We start from the raw sequence: 14478 nt of genomic DNA on the forward strand, positions 1-14478 counted from the left end.
CTCAGCCGGCCGCGGTGAAGCGGAGGAGGATCGTCCGCGCCTCCGGCCGCAGCTGGAAGTCGGGCCACACGTCCGGACCGCACGCACGGGAGCCCAGGCCGTGCTGGGCGGCGTCGATCACGAGGACCGCGCGCTCCGACTCCGGCAGCTCGTGCGGGTGCGCGGCGGCCGTGATCTCCTGCGGCGTGTGCCGCGCCAGGGTGAAGCCGGGGAGGCGCCCGTGCAGGTCGCGCGCGGCTTCGATGCGGAGCCGGGGCGAGCCCGCCTCCGTCAGCGTCAGCTCGCGCACGCTGCTGCGGTGACCGCTCTCCTGCGGGCGGGCGTACGGAGTCGTCAGCCGGTCCATGTCCGCCGTGAAGCGCCCCACCCGCGCGGCCCGGAGGCTGTCGGGGTAGGACTCGAGCGGGCCGGTGCCGAACCACTCCGCGCCGTCGATCGACGCGGGCAGGTCGATCCGGATGCCCAGCCGCGGCCAGACGGAGTCCCAGCCCCGGGTCGGCACGAGGTCGACGCGGAGGACCGTGCTCTCCCCGTCGACGCTCCAGCGCTCCTCCATCAGGAGTCCCGCATCGAGGTCCGCGGCCGAGAAGCGGGTCACGCGGCGGAGCCCGGCGGAGGCGTCCACCTCCTGCACGCGGCCGACCAGGCGGTCGAGTCCGGCCTCGCGCCAGCGGGCGGCGGAGGAGGGGGCCGGCATCCCGCGGCCGTCGCCGTCGTACGGGTCGCCGGTGACGTAGCCGGGGAAGCCCGCGCCCTCGTCGTTGTCGGTCGGGGCGCGCCAGAGCTCGGCGCGCGGTCCGTCGACGGGCAGGCCGGCGAGGGAGGCGAGCCGGCCCTCGCGGAACCGCGCGACTCCGAGCGCGCCGCCCTCGAGGGGCGGAGCGGCGCGGACGGCGCGGGTCCACGCGGGCACCGCCGACGGCACGGCGAGGAGGTGCTGACCGGTGGAGAGCACGTGGCCCTCCTCCGCCCAGGCGGTCGAGGCGTCGAGGACCGCGTCGACGGTGAGCCAGGTCTCGCCGCCGGGGCGCACCTCGAGCGGGGGGAGCTCCACGTGCACGGCGTCGCCGGCCGCGATGACCGGGGCGTCGAGCACTCCCTCCGCGGTGACCCGCCCGTCCCGCTCGACCCGCCACGCGAAGCGCAGATCGGCGGTGGAGGCGTCGTGCCGGCGGTTCTCGATGACGACGCCGTCGCCGCGGACCGTGAGGCGCACCGGAGCGACGATCTGCTTCCACTCGAAGAGGCCCGGGCTGGGCGTGCCGTCGGAGAGCACCATGCCGTCCATCACGAAGTTGCCGTCGTGCACCACCTCGCCGAAGTCGCCGCCGTACGCGTAGTACTCGACGCCCTCCGGCGTGCGCGCCCGCAGGCCGTGGTCGCGCCACTCCCAGACGAAGCCGCCGTGCAGCCGCGGGAAGCGGTCGACGAGGTCCTCGTACTGGTCGATCGCTCCCGGGCCGTTGCCCATCGCGTGCACGTACTCGCAGAGCAGGAAAGGCTTGGAGCGCTGCCGAGCGGACTCGCCGGGGGAGCAGCCGAGCAGCGGAGTGAGCGAGCCGTCGGTGCCGATCCGCTCGGTCTCGGGGATCGAGGAGTACATCCGCGAGTAGACGTCGGTGTACGCCCCGGTGTAGTCGCCCTCGTAGTGGACGGGGCGCTCCGGGTCGCGCCCGTGCACCCAGGCGGACATCGCGGCGAGGTTCGCGCCGGTGCCCGCCTCGTTGCCGAGGGACCAGAGCACGATGCTCGGGTGGTTCTTGTCGCGCTCGACGGTCCGCTCGATGCGGTCGAGGTAGGCCTCGCGCCAGGCGGGGTCGTCGCTGGGGTTGCCCGCCCAGCCGACCCGCTCGAAGCCGTGGGTCTCGAGATCGCATTCGAGGACCACCCAGAAGCCGAGCTCGTCGGCGAGATCGAGCAGACGGGGATGCGGCGGGTAGTGGCTGGTGCGGATGGCGTTCACGTTGAAGCGCTTCATCATCGCGAGGTCCTCGCGGGCGGAGTCCTCGTCGAACGCTCGACCGCGGTCGGGGTGCGTCTCGTGGCGGTTGACTCCATGGAAGACGACGCGCTCGCCGTTGACCAGGAAGCGGTCGCCGCGGATCTCGACCGTGCGGAAGCCGAGCCGCAGCGAGACCGTCTCGCCGGCGGAGGCGAGCGTCGCGTCGTAGAGGCGCGGAGCCTCCGCCGACCACGGCTCGACCTCGGGGACCTCGATCGCGGCGATCTCCTCCGCCGAGGCCCAGACCGTCTCGATCCCGAGCCCGGGCACGCGCAGCGTCAGCGGGAACGCGTCGGCCGCGGCGGTCACCTCCGCCTCGATGCGGCCCGTGCCGCCGGCGAAGGAGGAGCGCAGCCACACGTCCTCGATCCCGCCGACGGGGCGCGCGAGCAGGTGCACCGAGCGGAAGATCCCCGGCAGCCACCACTGGTCCTGGTCCTCCACGTAGCTCGAGGCCGACCACTGGTGCACGCGGACCACGACGAGGTTCTCGCCCGGGCGGACGACGCCGGTGACGTCGAACTCCTGCGCGAGCCGGCTGCCGGAGCCGATCCCGATCTCGACGCCGTTGACCCAGACGCGGTAGCGGGACTCGACCCCGTCGAAGCGCAGGACGACCGCCTCGGCGGACTCCCACTCCTCCGGTACCACGACGGTGCGGCGGTAGTCGCCCGTCGGGTTCGCGTCCGGCACGAACGGCGGCTCGGTCGGGAACGGGAACTGCACGTTCGTGTAGGCCGGCAGTCCGTAGCGCCCGTCGCCCTGCAGCACCCAGTGCGAGGGCACCGGCATCAGGTCCCAGCCGGAGTCGTCGAACGACTCGTCCCCGACGGCGTCCACGCCCTCGCCCTCCGGCAGCACGCCGGCGCCGCCCGGGGTCCCCGGAGCGGCGGGGAGCAGGCGGAAGCGCCACTCCCCGTCCAGCGGGAGCGCAGGGGCATCGGTGTGCAGCCACGAGCGGGGAGCCCGGCGGCGGCCGGAGCCCGGTCCGGTGTCCGTCAGGTAGTGGGGGGTCGTCGGGGGAGTCGTCACTTCACGGAGCCTTCCGTCAGGCCGCCGCGCCAGAAGCGCTGCAGCACGATCATGGCGATGGCGAGCGGGATGATCGACAGCAGGACGCCGCCGGTCGTCAGCTCGTAGAACTCGGGCAGGCGGTCGACCTGTCCGAGCCAGTTGTTCAGTCCCAGTGTGATCGGGAACAGGTTCGTGTCCGAGAGCATCACCAGGGGCAGGAAGTAGTTGTTCCAGATCCCGACCAGCTGGAAGAGGAACACGGTGACCAGCGCGGGAGTCAGGATGCGCAGCCCGAGCGTGTGGAAGATCCGCAGCTCCCCGGCGCCGTCGATGCGCGCCGCCTCGATGATCGCGGTGTCCACCGTCGCCTGAGCGTAGATCCGGCAGAGGAACAGCCCGAACGGCGAGACGAGCGAGGGGATCAGCACGCTCCAGTAGGTGTTCGCGATGCCCATCTGGCTGAAGAGCAGGAACAGCGGCAGAGCGGTCGCGGTGCCCGGCACCAGGACGCCCGCGAGGATCGTCCCGAACACGAGCCTGCTGCCGCGGAACTCGTACTTGGCCAGCGCGTAGCCGCCCGCCGCGGCGAGGTAGGTCGCGAGCAGGGCGCCCACTCCGGCATAGAGGACGGAGTTGAGGAACCAGCGGACGAAGATGCCGTCGCCGTAGGTCAGCACCTGCGTCAGGTTGTCCCAGAGCGCGAACGTCGGGGCGAACCAGAAGCCGTAGGTGGCGAAGAGGTCCTCGGTGGTCTTGGTCGCCGCGACGACGACCCAGTAGACGGGGATGAGGAAGTAGACCGCCACGACGACGAGGATCGCGGTGACGATGATGGTCGAGGCGCGGTTGCGGCCGGCCGAGCGGTCGGGCCCGCGTCCGGCTTTCACGGGGCGGTCGGCGGTGACGACTCCGGTGGTCGTGGTCGTCGGGGTCTCGGTGCGGCTCATGACGACCTCCTGTTCGAGATCGAGAGGAACGTGAAGGAGAGCAGGAACGCGACCAGTGCGATCAGGACAGCCTGGGCGGCGGCGACGTTGTAGTCGTTGTAGGCGAAGGCCGTGGTGTACGCGCTGAGGTTCGGCGTGTACTGGCTGTCGATCGCCGGAGCGACCGTCTTCAGCACCTGCGCCTCGGCGAACAGCTGGAGCGTTCCGATGATCGAGAAGATCGTCGTCAGCACCAGCGCGGGGCGGATGAGCGGCAGCTGGATGCTGCGGGCGACGCGCCAGGTGGAGGCGCCGTCGACCTTCGCCGCCTCGTAGAGCTCGACCGGGATCGCCTTGAGCTGGGCGACGATGATCAGCATGTTGTAGCCGGTGTAGCTCCAGAGCGAGATGTTCGCGATCGACCAGAGCACCGTGTCCGCACCGAGGAAGTCGGGCTGGAGCCCGACCACGTTCGCCGCGTCGATGAGCGGGCTGAGGCCGGGCACGTAGAGGAACGACCACAGGATCGTCGCGATCACTCCGGGCACTCCGTAGGGTAGGAAGTAGGCCGCACGGAAGAAGCCGGGGAACTTCGCCGACGCCGACTCGAGCATCAGCGCGAGGACGGTGCAGAGGGCGATCATCACCGGCACCTGGACGATGCCGAAGAGGAACATCCGCCCGATGGAGGCGATGAAGTTGCCGTCGGCGAGGGCCTGCGCGTAGTTGTCGAAGCCCGCGAACCCGCTGGTGACCCCGGCCTCGCCGAAGAGGCCGGAGCGCGTCACCTTCGTGAAGCTGGAGCCGACGGCGACGACGATCGGGACGATGAACGTGAGGACGAACAGGGCCAGGAAGGGTCCGAGGAGGATCCATGGTGCGCGGGCGACCGCGCGGCTGCGCCGGGGCGCGCCCGGCGTCCGCGTGGTGGCCGCGACCGCGGCGGCGGCGGGGGAGGTCGTGGTGGTCATGCGGAGGCCCTCCTGATGCTCAGGCCCTTGTTCTCGAAGACCGTGATGATCTGCTGCTCCGCCTCGGCGACCGCGTCCACGAGCGAGAGCCCGGACGCCTTCTTCCGGAAGCCGTCGCTGAGGATGTTGAAGGACTGCTGCGTGACGGGCCACCAGGACCAGTCCGGGTTCTGCTCCGTCGATGCGGGCACGAGGACGTCCTCGTTGTAGTTCTGCCCGCTGAAGAAGTCGCTCGGACCCTTGCGGGCCGTGCCGATCTCGCCGACGGCGGGAGACCAGCCGATGCCGCTGTTGGCGATCATTGCGTCGATGCCCTCCTGCGTGGTGGTCATCCAGACGGCGAACTCGATCGCCTCCTCCGGGTGCTTGCTGCTCGAGAACACCGCCGCGGTCGATCCGCCGAGGAAGCTCGAGCCGAAGCCGGTGTCGCCCCAGACGGGCATGGGAGCCGCGCGCCACTTGCCCGCGCCTCCGCTGACCCCCTCGATCAGGGCGTCGCCCCAGCTGCCGGTGGCGCAGGAGGCGATGCCGCCCTTCGCCGCGGCCGCGAACCACGCGGGGGAGTAGGCGCCGTAGCCGGTCTGCACCAGATCCTGGTCGATGGCCGTGTCGAAGAAGGAGGCGACGCGCGTCGTGGCGTCGTCGGTCATGTCGATGACCCAGCCGTCCTCCTCCGGGCGCAGCCACTGCGCGCCGGCCTGCGTCGCGAACGCGGCGAAGACCGAGGCGTCGGCGAGGGGGAAGCAGTCGATGTAGGAGCCGGCTCCGCGCAGCTCCGTCGCCACCGCAGCCCAGTCGTCCCAGGTCGTCGGCGGCTCCGCACCCACCTTCCCGAACACCTCGGGCTGGTAGAAGAGCGCCATCGGGCCGCTGTCCTGCGGGATGCCGTAGACGCCGCCGGTGTAGCTGACCTGGCCCCAGAGCGTGGGGTCGTACAGGTCGCGGTACTGCTCGACGCCGTACCGGGTGAGGTCGACCAGGCCGTTGACGAGCATGAACTCGGGGACGGAGCGGATCTCGACCTGGCCGAGGTCCGGCCCGCCGCCCGCGGCGAGGGCCGAGTAGAGCTTCTGGTACCCGCCCGCGTTGCCGCCGGGGATCCAGACGGCCTCGACCTGGATCTCGGGGTGCGAGGCGTTCCAGACGTCGCAGACCTTCTGCAGGTCCTTCAGCCAGCCCCAGTACTGCAGGCGGACCGGGCCGGTGGCCGGCGCGATCGTCGGCGCCGTGTTGACCGAGACGGTGCCCGGTGTCGCGCAGGCCGTCAGGCTCCCGAGTGCCGCGGTGCCGAGACCGGCGGCGATGAGCTGTCTCCGGGTGAACGGATGCATCTTCCCTCACTTCGTCGTGGTGGAGAGCCGGGGAGTCTCACCCGGCGATGATCGGGACGCTACCACGAATTCGAGTAGGTACTCGAAATTGGCGGCACTGCTCCTCCGCCGCCGCTACGCTGGCCGTTCGAGGGGCACGGCGAGGCGCCTCCAGTGCGGAGGAGGGGTCGATGGCGGAGGCGACGAGGCGACGCGGCCCGTACGCGAAGTCGGCCGAGCGCCGCCGCGCCATCATCGAGGCCGCCCACCAGGTCTTCGCCGCACGGGGCTACGCCCGCGGCTCCCTCCAGGAGGTCGCCGACCGCGTCGGGCTCAGCCAGACGAGCCTCCTGCACTACTTCCCGTCGAAGACCGACCTGCTCTTCGCGGTCCTCGAGCACCGCGACCTGATCACGGGCGACGGTTCCTCGCCGCCGGACCCGGAGGAGGGGCTGGTCGCCGGCATCCTGCGGCAGACCCGCTACAACGAGACGGCGCCGGGAGTGATCGAGCTGTACGCCGTGCTCTGCGGCGAGTCGACGACGCAGGAGCATCCGGGGCGCGACTTCTTCGCCGCGCGGTTCCGCCGCCTCCGCAGCGAGTACGCGGCCGAGCTGCGCGAGCTCCAGGCCGCCGGGCGCCTGCGCGAGGGGTCCGACCCGGAGCGGGTGGCGGCGTCGCTCATCGCGCTCTGGGACGGCGTGCAGCTGCAGTGGCTGCTCGAGCGCGACGCGGTGGACATGGTGGCGTGCCTGGCCGACTACCTCGACCTCGTGGTGCTGCCGGCTCCCTAGACGCTTGCGCGAGGGAACCCCGTCCCGTCGAGGGGACCCGCCGTCCGCGGCGGTCTCGATGGTCCGGGGTTCCCGCGACCGGGATCCGCGTCTAGGGCAGCAGGCGGGTCGGGCCGCGGAACAGGTAGGTGACCTCGCGGAGGTTCGCCTGGTTCAGCATCAGCATGATCACGCGCGAGAGGCCCATGCCGAAGCCGCCGTGCGGCGGGACGCCGTAGCGGAAGAAGTCGAGGTAGAACTCGAGCTCCTCCGGGTCGAGGCCCTTCTCGCGGGCCTGCTCGACGAGGACGTCGACGCGGTGCTCGCGCTGCGCTCCGGTCGAGATCTCGACGCCGTTGTAGATGAGGTCGTAGCTGTTGGTGATCGTCCCGTCGCCCTCGCGGCGCATGTGGTAGAACGGCCGGATGCTCGACGCGTAGTCGGTGAGGAACACGAAGTCGTGCCCGAACTCCTCCTGCACGTAGGCCGCGATGCGGCGCTCGCCCTCGGGGTCCATGTCGTCGTCGGCGCGGGGCACCTCGTAGCCGCGCTCGGCGACGATGCGCTTGGCCTCGGCGAGCGGGATGCGCGGGAACGGCGTGGTCGGGACGGTCAGGTCGATGTCGAAGAGCGCCTTCACCTCGGCGCCGTGCTTGTCGACGACGGCGGTGAGGCCGGCGACCATCAGCTGCTCGTGCAGCTCCATGACGTCCTCGTGCGAGTCGATCCAGGAGACCTCGGCGTCGACGCTCGTGAACTCGGTCGCGTGACGCGAGGTGAAGCTCGGGTCGGCGCGGAAGGCGGGGCCGACCTCGAAGACCTTGCCGAACCCGGCGGGCTGCGCCATCTGCTTGAAGAACTGGGGGCTCTGCGCCAGGTAGGCCTTCGTCTCGAAGTACTCGACCTCGAAGAGCTCGGCCCGCGACTCCGAGGCGCTCGCCATGAGCTTCGGGGTGTGGATCTCGATGAAGTCGTGCTCGATCCAGTACGTGCGCAGCGCGTGCTCGAACGTGGTCTGCACACGGGCGATGAGGTTCTGCTCGGGACGGCGCAGGTCGAGGAAGCGCCAGTCCATGCGCTTGTCGATGCCGGAGTCGGGCGCGATCGGCGCCTCCGGGATCGACGCGGCGACGACCTCGAGCGTCTCGAGCTTGACCTCGATGCCGCCGAGCTTCACGCGCTCGTCGTGCTTGAGCGCGCCGGTGACGGTGATGAAGGAGCCCTGGGCGAGGCCGGAGATCTCCTCGGTGATCGCGAGGCGCGCAGCCGACGCGTCGTCGCCCTCGACGGCCTCGCGCACGGCCGGGTTCACCAGCTGCACGGCACCGGACTCGTCGCGCAGGACGACGAACTGCACCTTCTTCTGGTCGCGCACGGTCTCGACCCAGCCGGACACGCGGACGGGTCCGTCCTCGAGCGCGGCGAGCTTCTTGACAGTGGTTCGGGGGAGGCGGGTCTCGTCGGTCACGGTAGGGGAGTCTACTCGGGGGCCGCCGGGCGGGCGCGGAGCAGGAGCACGCGCCGGCCCGCGGCCTCCGGCGCAGCACGAAAGGGGGTGCAGTCGGTCCCCCTGCGTGCTCCGGCGTCGGGCTAGCATCGCGGAGCGAGCGCGCGGCTCGAGAGGATCCGAGGGGGATGTGCCATGGCGGGACCGGGATTCGCGGTCATCGACTTCGAGACGACGGGGGTCCGTCCCGAGCGGGGCGACCGCGTCATCGAGGTCGCTGTCGTCCATCTCGATGCGGAGGGGCGCTTCGAGGTGGCGTTCGAGACGCTCGTGAACCCGGACCGCGATCTCGGTGCGCAGAGGATCCACGGCATCTCGGCGCGCGAGATACTCGACGCACCGTCCTTCGCCGCGATCGCCTCCGATCTGCTGGCACATCTCGACGGTCGGGTGGTCGTCGCCCACAACGCGAGCTTCGAGCGGCGGTTCCTGACAGCGGAACTGGCCCGACTCGGCGTCGAGACGACACTCTCGAGCGAGATGCTGCTGTGCACGATGCAGCTCGCACGCGAGTTCCTGCCGGGTGCGGGGCGCTCGCTCGCCGACTGCTGCGCCGCTTTCGATATCCCGCTGGAGAACGCTCACCGAGCGGTCGTCGATGCGACCGCCACGGGCCGCCTGCTCGCGGAGTACATCGCCGTCTCCGGTGGTCGCGACCCCTGGGACGATCACCTGAGAGAGGCACTCGCCTACGGCTGGCCTCCCGTTCCGCGGAGGCGCACACTGTGGACGCCCCGACCCGCGACCGCCGTGGCTCCCGCCTCCTTCCTGGAGCGCGTCGTCCAGCGGATGCCCGACCACTCCGGACCCGTGGAGCACGGCGAGTACCTCGCCCTCCTGGACCGCTGCCTCCTGGACCGCGTCATCTCAGCGCACGAGGAGCGCGAACTGGTCACCGCGGCCGACGACCTCGGAATCGGTCGTGCGGTCGTGCGCGTCCTCCACGACCGCTACTTCGACGACCTGACCGCGGTCGCCTGGTCGGACGGCGTCCTCGCCGACGACGAGCTGATGGACCTCGCGACTGTCGCCGATCTGCTCGGCATCGATCACGAGCGGCTCGTCGCGGCCACGGAGCCGCGGGACGCCGTCGAACAGCCCGCGCCCGTCGTCGACCGCTTCTCGCTCGAGCCGGGCGACCTCGTCGTCCTGACCGGGGAGATGCGCCGGACCCGCCAGGAGTGGACGACCGTCCTCGAGGACTGCGGGCTGATCGCCCACCCCGGAGTGACGAAGAAGGTCAAGCTGGTCGTCGCCGCCGATCCCGACTCCCTGTCCGGCAAGGCGAGGAAGGCCCGCGACTACGGGATCCCCGTCGTGAGCGAGGACGGCCTCGCCGCCCTCCTGCGCGCATGAGCACCGCACTGATCACCGGCGCGTCCTCCGGCATCGGCCTCGCCTTCGCCCGGGCGTTCGCGCGCCGCGGCTGGAGACTCGTCCTCGTCGCCCGCAGCGAGCAGCGCCTCCAGGAGGCGGCGGCCGGACTGCGCGGCCTCGGCGCCGCGGCGGTCGAGGTCCTGCCCGCGGACCTCGGCGACCGCGAGCAGGTCGAGCGCGTGCGCGCGCGGCTCGTCGATCCGGCCCGACCGGTCCGCGTCCTCGTCAACAACGCCGGCTTCGGGATCGACGGGACCTTCGCCGAGCCGGACGTCGCCGCCCAGGACCACGCCTTCGAGGTGATGGTGCGCTCGGTCGCCGTGCTCTCGGGTGCGGCGGCGGAGGCGATGACCACCCGCGGCCGCGGCGCGATCCTCACGGTGTCGAGCGTCGCGGGCTTCGTGCACCTCGGCCCCTACTCCGCGGTGAAGGCGTGGGCGACCGCCTTCGCGCAGTCGCTGGCCGTCGAGCTGCGCGGCACCGGCGTCCGCTCGGCCGCGCTCTGCCCGGGCTGGGTGCGCACCGAGTTCCACGAGCGGGCGGCGATGGACACCTCCTCCATCCCCTCCTTCCTCTGGCTCGATGCGGACGCAGTGGTGGAGGAGTTCCTCCGCGACGTCGCGCGAGGCTCCGTCGTCTCGGTGCCGTCGGTTCGCTTCGGGGTCCCGATGGCGGTGGTGCGGCACCTGCCCGGCCCGCTCGTGCGCCGGCTCTCGGCGGCGGTCTCGGCGCGCCGCTGAGGCTCCGCTCAGGTCCGGCTCAGGCGACCCTTTCCCGGCGTTCCCCCACGCCGCGTTCCGTACACTTGACGCTCGTGGTTGCCGATCAGATCCATCTCGTGCGGCACGGCGAGGTGTTCAACCCCGACCGGGTCCTCTACGGGCGACTCCCGAACTTCCGGCTCTCGGACCTGGGCCATCGCATGGCGCGCTCCGCGGCGGACGACCTGCTCGAGCGCAAGCGCCACGTCACCGCGCTGATCGCCTCGCCGCTCCAGCGCACGCAGGAGTCCGCGCAGCCGATCTCGCAGGCGTTCGAGCTCGAGATCCGCACCGACGAGCGGGTGATCGAGCCGAGCAACCGCTTCGAGGGGAAGTCCCTCGCCGCACGCAGCTCCGCCCTGCGGAACCCCAAGCACTGGCCCTGGCTCCGCAACCCCTTCGAGCCCAGCTGGGGCGAGCCGTACCTCTCCATCTCGGCGCGGATGTACGCGGCGATCGAGTCGGCGTGGGAGAGCACGGAGGAGGGCGACGCCGCGATCGTCAGCCACCAGCTCCCCATCTGGACGGTCCACCGCGCCCTCGCCGGCGAGCGCCTCTTCCACGATCCGCGCAAGCGCCGCTGCGCGCTCTCGAGCATCACGACCCTCGAGCGGCGCGGGGACGGCTTCGTCGAGGTCGGCTACTCCGACCCGGCCGCCGGCCTGCAGGGCCTGGCCACCGACGTGGGAGCGGTCTGATGCGCCGGCCGATCCGCTTCCGCGCCGCGGGTGCCCTCGCGCTGGTCGCCGCGCTCGCGCTGACCGGCTGCACCCAGGATCCGCTCGCCGACCAGTACCGCAACGGCAGCAACAAGGGCTACATCTCGGGGGACGGCACCGTCACCGAGATCGCCGCCGCCGACCGGGACGACCCCATCGTCTTCTCCGGCACCGACGAGACCGGCGCCACCATCGACTCCGCCGACCTCGCCGGGCAGGTCGTCGTCGTCAACTTCTGGTACGCCAGCTGCGCCCCGTGCCGCGCCGAGGCCGCGGACCTCGAGACCGTCAACACGGAGTTCGCCGACAAGGGCGTGTCGTTCGTCGGCGTCAACGTGCGCGACCAGGCCCCGACCGCGGCCGCCTTCGCCGAGACCTTCGGGCTCGGCTACCCCTCCATCGTCGACACGGACTCGTCAGTGCAGCTCGCCTTCACCGGCACCGTCCCGCCGAACGCCGTGCCCACGACGCTCGTCCTCGACAGGGAGGGGCGCGTCGCGTCGCGCATCCTCGGCCAGCTCCAGGAGGCGTCGATCCTCTCGACCCTCGTGGGCGACACGCTCGCCGAGGGGGAGTAGCGGCGTGGGCGACATCGTCGTCAGCGGTCAGCTCCTGCTGGCCGTGCCGATCGCGCTCCTGGCCGGGCTCGTGTCCTTCGCGTCGCCCTGCGTGCTCCCGCTGGTGCCCGGCTACCTCGCCTACGTCGGCGGATTCACCGACGCCGACGAGCGTGCGGCCCGCGGACGCCGCCGGGTCGTGCTGGGCGTCCTCCTCTTCGTGCTCGGATTCTCGCTGGTGTTCGTCCTCTACGGTGCGGCGGCGGGCACGGTCGGCTTCTGGCTGCGCCAGTACACCGACCTGATCACCCGCGTCCTCGGGCTCGTCGTGATCGCGATGGGGCTCGTCTTCATCGGCCAGTTCTCGTTCCTCCAGCGCACGCTCCGGCCCGGGATCCGTCCCGCCACCGGGCTGATCGGAGCGCCGCTGCTCGGCATCGTCTTCGGCGTCGGCTGGACGCCCTGCCTCGGCCCGACGCTGAGCTCGATCCTCGCCCTCAGCTACGGCGTGGGCTCGCCCTGGCGCGGCGCCCTCCTCGCCCTGGTCTACTGCCTCGGACTCGGCATCCCCTTCCTCCTCGTCGCCTTCGGCTTCACCTGGGTGACCAGCACGCTCGCCTTCGTGAAGCGCCACATCCGCGTGGTCAACATCCTCGGCGGCGCCGCCCTCGTCCTGATCGGAGTCCTGATGGTCACGGGCATCTGGAACACCCTCGTCTACGGATCCCTCTCGGCGGTGATCGATGGCTTCCAGCCGGCGATCTGAGCCCGAGGAGAGCACGCGCCGCCCCGACGAGGCCGCACAGCGGAGGACGGACGCCTCCTTCCGCCCCGCCGACCACTACGACTCCGACGGCACCGTCACGCAGCCGGCGCTCGGGTTCACCGGCTGGCTCCGCTGGATGTGGCGCCAGCTCACCAGCATGCGCACGGCGCTGTTCCTGCTGCTGCTGCTGGCGATCGCGGCGGTCCCCGGATCGCTCGTGCCGCAGCGCTCCTCCGACCCCAACGGCGTGACCCAGTACTTCGTCGACAACCCCGACCTCGCGCCCCTGCTCGACAAGGTGCAGGCGTTCGACACCTACACCTCCGCCTGGTTCTCGAGCATCTACCTGCTGCTGTTCATCTCCCTGATCGGCTGCATCGTCCCGCGCACGCGCCACCACTTCCAGGCCATGCGGTCGCGGCCGCCGCGCACCCCGGCACGCCTGCAGCGCCTCGCCGGCTACACCGTCCGCGAGGTCGAGGGCGCGACGGAGGAGGAGGCCGTCGCCTCCGCCCACTCCGTCCTGCGCCGGGCGGGCTACCGCGTCGAGCGCTACGACGACCCGCGCGGCCGCTGGTCGAGCGTCTCGGCCGAGCGCGGCTACCTCCGCGAGACCGGCAACCTGGTCTTCCACTCCGCCCTGGTCGGCATCCTCGTCGCCGTCGGAGTGGGCGGCGGGTTCGGCTACAGCGGGCAGCGCGTGCTGGTCGAGGGCTCCCAGGGGTTCGCGAACAACCTCGCGGCCTACGACTCCTTCAACCCCGGCCGCTTCTTCGACAGCAGCCAGCTCGACCCGTACCAGCTGACCCTCGACAGCCTCGACGTGAAGTACGAGGAGCAGAACCAGTCGGCGCTCGGCCAGCCCGTCGACTTCACCGCGAACGTCACGACCTCCGAGCGCGGCGGGGCCACCGAGGACCGCACGATCAAGGTCAACGACCCGCTGGCGATCGGCGGCACGAACGTCTACCTCCTCGGCAACGGCTACGCCCCGACGATCACGGTCCGCGACCCCTCGGGCCGGGCGATCTTCACCGACTCGGTGCCGTTCCTCCCGCAGGACGCGAATCTGACCTCCGTCGGCGTCGTGAAGGTCCCGGACGGGCTCTCGGAGCAGCTGGGCCTCACCGGCTTCTTCTACCCGACGCAGGACACGCTGGCCTCCGGGGCGTCGACCTCGATCTTCCCCGACCTGCAGTACCCCGTGCTCTCGCTGAACGTCTTCGCGGGCGACCTCGGCCTCGACGGGGGAGTGCCCACATCCGTCTACGTGCTCAACACCGACTCGCTGACCCGGCTCACCGGCGGCACCACCGGCGTCGCGCCGATCACCCTCAAGCCCGGCGACACGGCCGAGCTCCCGAACGGGCTCGGCAGCGTGACCTTCGACAACACGGGCGCCGACCCGACGCGGATCGGCACCGACAGCGTCAAGCGCTTCGCCTCCTTCGACATCCACCACGACGCGACCCAGGGCTGGGTGCTGCTCTTCGCGATCCTCGTGCTCGCCGGACTCCTCACCTCGCTGTTCGTCCCGCGGCGCCGCGTGTGGGTGAAGGCGACCGCCCAGGACGACGGGGGCCTGCTCCTCGAGTACGCGGGTCTCGCCCGCGGCGAGGACCCCCAGCTGGTGCGCGCCGTTCGGACGATCGCCGACCGGCACGCCCCGCTCGACTGACCCGCCTCCCGGGCGACCCGGAGGCCCCTCCACAGCCGCCGCCCGGCTGGGCAGGGGCCGAGTCTGTGCAAGCGCGAAGGGGCGGGCGGGGCGGCGAGCGATTACCCTGAGGAGGTG

The 14478-nt window shown here is 71.6% G+C and carries 12 protein-coding genes; 7 read left to right on the plus strand and 5 right to left on the minus strand.

What is annotated here, in order from left to right; translation table 11 throughout:
• Position 1: 1 nt before the first annotated feature.
• Genes C5C59_RS09085 through C5C59_RS09100 form a run of 4 tightly spaced genes read right to left on the minus strand, consistent with a single transcriptional unit; the run spans position 2 to position 6244 of the window.
• Positions 2-3034, minus strand: coding sequence for a glycoside hydrolase family 2 TIM barrel-domain containing protein (locus C5C59_RS09085; RefSeq protein ID WP_219812479.1), 3033 nt, complete (start codon positions 3032-3034; stop codon positions 2-4).
• A complete protein-coding gene (locus tag C5C59_RS09090) occupies positions 3031-3963 on the minus strand; it encodes a carbohydrate ABC transporter permease (RefSeq protein WP_104239088.1) in 933 nt (310 codons plus the stop codon). Before C5C59_RS09090 ends, C5C59_RS09085 begins: the two co-directional genes overlap by 4 nt.
• Positions 3960-4913, minus strand: a complete 954-nt coding sequence (locus tag C5C59_RS09095) for a carbohydrate ABC transporter permease (protein ID WP_104225918.1) — start codon at positions 4911-4913, stop codon at positions 3960-3962. The genes C5C59_RS09090 and C5C59_RS09095 overlap by 4 nt, the downstream gene beginning before the upstream one ends.
• Complete coding sequence (locus tag C5C59_RS09100; RefSeq protein WP_104239087.1) at positions 4910-6244, minus strand: ABC transporter substrate-binding protein; 1335 nt, start codon at positions 6242-6244, stop codon at positions 4910-4912. Before C5C59_RS09100 ends, C5C59_RS09095 begins: the two co-directional genes overlap by 4 nt.
• 170 nt (positions 6245-6414) lie before the next feature.
• On the opposite strand from C5C59_RS09100, the gene C5C59_RS09105 reads away from it, so the two are divergent.
• Complete coding sequence (locus C5C59_RS09105) at positions 6415-7017, plus strand: TetR/AcrR family transcriptional regulator (protein WP_258062679.1); 603 nt, start codon at positions 6415-6417, stop codon at positions 7015-7017.
• Between the two features lie 91 nt (positions 7018-7108).
• Here the strand turns inward: C5C59_RS09105 and aspS are convergent, their stop codons facing one another.
• A complete protein-coding gene (gene aspS, locus C5C59_RS09110) occupies positions 7109-8464 on the minus strand; it encodes an aspartate--tRNA(Asn) ligase (protein ID WP_258062680.1) in 1356 nt (451 codons plus the stop codon).
• A gap of 174 nt (positions 8465-8638) precedes the next feature.
• Here aspS and C5C59_RS09115 point away from each other — a divergent pair, with 174 nt between their 5' ends.
• The 6 genes from C5C59_RS09115 (at position 8639) to C5C59_RS09140 (ending at position 14361) form a co-directional block, all read left to right on the plus strand.
• Positions 8639-9859 carry an exonuclease domain-containing protein gene (locus tag C5C59_RS09115; RefSeq protein WP_104239084.1) on the plus strand — a complete coding sequence of 407 codons (1221 nt, stop codon included), beginning with the start codon at positions 8639-8641 and terminating at the stop codon, positions 9857-9859.
• Positions 9856-10620, plus strand: coding sequence for an SDR family oxidoreductase (locus C5C59_RS09120; RefSeq protein ID WP_104239083.1), 765 nt, complete (start codon positions 9856-9858; stop codon positions 10618-10620). Before C5C59_RS09115 ends, C5C59_RS09120 begins: the two co-directional genes overlap by 4 nt.
• 74 nt (positions 10621-10694) lie before the next feature.
• A complete protein-coding gene (locus C5C59_RS09125; RefSeq protein WP_104239082.1) occupies positions 10695-11339 on the plus strand; it encodes a histidine phosphatase family protein in 645 nt (214 codons plus the stop codon).
• Positions 11339-11938, plus strand: a complete 600-nt coding sequence (locus C5C59_RS09130) for a TlpA disulfide reductase family protein (RefSeq protein ID WP_104239081.1) — start codon at positions 11339-11341, stop codon at positions 11936-11938. Before C5C59_RS09125 ends, C5C59_RS09130 begins: the two co-directional genes overlap by 1 nt.
• Positions 11939-11942: 4 nt before the next feature.
• Positions 11943-12683, plus strand: coding sequence for a cytochrome c biogenesis CcdA family protein (locus C5C59_RS09135; protein WP_258062681.1), 741 nt, complete (start codon positions 11943-11945; stop codon positions 12681-12683).
• Positions 12661-14361 carry a cytochrome c biogenesis protein ResB gene (locus C5C59_RS09140; protein WP_104239080.1) on the plus strand — a complete coding sequence of 567 codons (1701 nt, stop codon included), beginning with the start codon at positions 12661-12663 and terminating at the stop codon, positions 14359-14361. Before C5C59_RS09135 ends, C5C59_RS09140 begins: the two co-directional genes overlap by 23 nt.
• Positions 14362-14478 lie beyond the last annotated feature (117 nt).

The sequence above is a fragment of the Rathayibacter sp. AY1F4 genome, from assembly GCF_002931775.1.
Classification (GTDB): Bacteria; Actinomycetota; Actinomycetes; order Actinomycetales; family Microbacteriaceae; genus Rathayibacter.